Below are 247 nucleotides of genomic sequence, written 5' to 3'. Positions count from 1 at the left end.
TGAGTTCGAATGTTACACAAGATTTTGAGCTGTTTCCGCATGGAATTGGAGCAAATACTAGAGAGATTCAGCGTTACTCGTGAATTTGTGCCATTTACTTGTGAAATTGGAGCAAATACCCGTGAGATTCATCCATTTACTCGTGAATTTGGAGCAAATACTCGTGAGTTCGAATGTTACACAAGATTTTGAGCTGTTTCCGCATGGAATTGGAGCAAATACTAGAGAGATTCAGCGTTACTCGTGA

Annotated in this window: 1 protein-coding gene; it reads left to right on the top strand. The window is 40.1% G+C overall.

Annotated features, from left to right (window positions below):
• Positions 1-121 precede the first annotated feature (121 nt).
• Positions 122-247: a hypothetical protein gene (locus tag Q8G36_RS28925; RefSeq protein ID WP_305163176.1), complete on the top strand. Its 126-nt coding sequence runs from the start codon at positions 122-124 to the stop codon at positions 245-247.

Source organism: Peribacillus frigoritolerans, from assembly GCF_030676415.1.
GTDB classification, from domain to species: Bacteria; Bacillota; Bacilli; order Bacillales; family DSM-1321; genus Peribacillus; species Peribacillus frigoritolerans_A.
This window is presented reverse-complemented; position numbering and strand designations above follow the sequence as displayed.